Source organism: Aequorivita xiaoshiensis (genome assembly GCF_022008395.1).
In the GTDB taxonomy this organism is placed as follows: Bacteria; Bacteroidota; Bacteroidia; order Flavobacteriales; family Flavobacteriaceae; genus Aequorivita; species Aequorivita xiaoshiensis.
In genome coordinates, this window is sequence record NZ_JAIRBB010000042.1 from 1 (window position 1) to 1538 (window position 1538).

At 30.8% G+C, this 1538-nt stretch carries 2 protein-coding genes; both read right to left on the bottom strand.

The features are described from left to right. Window positions 1-663: 663 nt before the first annotated feature. Window positions 664-939, bottom strand: coding sequence for a DUF3781 domain-containing protein (locus K8344_RS14310; protein WP_420908357.1), 276 nt, complete (start codon window positions 937-939; stop codon window positions 664-666). Beyond that, window positions 936-1415, bottom strand: a complete 480-nt coding sequence (locus K8344_RS13875; RefSeq protein WP_237609276.1) for a GyrI-like domain-containing protein — start codon at window positions 1413-1415, stop codon at window positions 936-938. The genes K8344_RS14310 and K8344_RS13875 overlap by 4 nt, the downstream gene beginning before the upstream one ends. Window positions 1416-1538: the final 123 nt, after the last annotated feature.

Here is a 1538-nt window from a genome sequence, read left to right on the forward strand (position 1 = left end):
GATATTGTTCAACTAATAAATTATAAGTTGGTATTGTGTCATTTTTAAAAATCAAATAATCCGAAACTTGTGGACTTGAAGCAAAAGAAATTGACACATAAAAACTAAAAAAAAGGATTGTCAATATTCTATTCATAATGTTGCTCTCAAATGTGTGGTAACGGTTGGGCTATGGTTTCGTTACGGAATGGCACGCAGTGTCATTCCGCCGTGGCTCAAAGATAGCAAAAAAGCAGGGAATTTCCGTGAGGAAATTCCGCCGTAATGAATTATAGCCGATGTTGTAAATAGTTGTTTTTTATTTATCAAGTTTTAATTTTTTTTTCCGTCTGAGTAAAGTCAGCTTGCGATATTCTCCACACCGTTATTAATTCCGATGTAACAGGTCCGAGTAAAGTCTGCCTGCGCAATACTCCGAAGTCTTTGTAATTCGGACTGCGTATTGATCCGTTTGCTTTTAAATTCGATTAATAGACTTAAAAAAAAAGTTATTAAATCTCTGAAAATCAGTTTTAATTGCACGACGCTGGTCAATTATTTACAACGGTTAGTATATGAAAAGTAGGCGATTTCGAAGCACGAAACTTTCGGTTAAGCACAATGCTTGATACGAGCCGAAACCCTTCATTTTATTACTATTTCGCCTATTTTTTATATACATTGTTAGCGGTTCGTTGTTTTAATATTCAGTTTATCCGCTGTAATTATTCTATTCGTATAAGAATTAATTGTCAGCCTAATTTTTCTTTCGTTGTTTGTTATATAAATGTTCTTACCTTTTTTTAGAAATTCAGATTCGTTAGTTTCTGATAGAATTGTTGAAATCAGAGTTTCAATTTTCTGTTTCGAAAGGTCTAAATTTAATTTCTTATTTATTCTGCCATAAACAAGTTCTGTATAACAAATTTTGTTTAAAATCTCTTCTTTGTAACTTTTCATTTGTTCGTTTTTATAGGTAAATAAATGTCAATCATAGAATTTGGGTCATTCCACTTAAACCTATAATCATATTTTTCAAAATGTATAAATCCTGTTTCTGTTTGGTCTTCAGTTTTTAGATTAGATTTGGGTAAAACAATTTTATAAATTTCAAAAAGTGTCTTTTTTATATTTTCCATTTTTCCTTGGTGAGTAAATATCTTGTATTCTCCTTTTGGAATTTCTAAATGCGTAAAATTATCTGGAATTGTAAAATTGGTTACTGGAATTGCAGTCAAATAGAAATATTTTTTGTCCGTTTTGAATGTTATTCCATATTTTGTCCAATTACCACCATTTTGATTTAATTTTCTCCTTTTCAATTCTGCATTAAATTCAGACCAATGTTTTTGTATTATTCCAAAATTTTCCGTTTGTGAATTTGTCAATTCAGTAACAAGTCCGCAAACATTTATATTTTGTTCTATCATTTTCATTCAGCACGGATTTTTTTTCAATGACCGCTAACGTCTCGTATAAACGCAGTAGCGAGATTGGCGTACCGACTTTTCGGTTTATACCAGACTTTAAATTTATAAAATTACTTTCGGGTTTTGCAT

Excerpts from the sequence above, each read along its gene's own strand:
- K8344_RS14310 (WP_420908357.1), bottom strand. The coding sequence starts at position 939 with ATGAAAAGTTACAAAGAAGAGATTTTAAACAAAATTTGTTATACAGAA.
- K8344_RS13875 (WP_237609276.1), bottom strand. The coding sequence starts at position 1,415 with ATGAAAATGATAGAACAAAATATAAATGTTTGCGGACTTGTTACTGAA.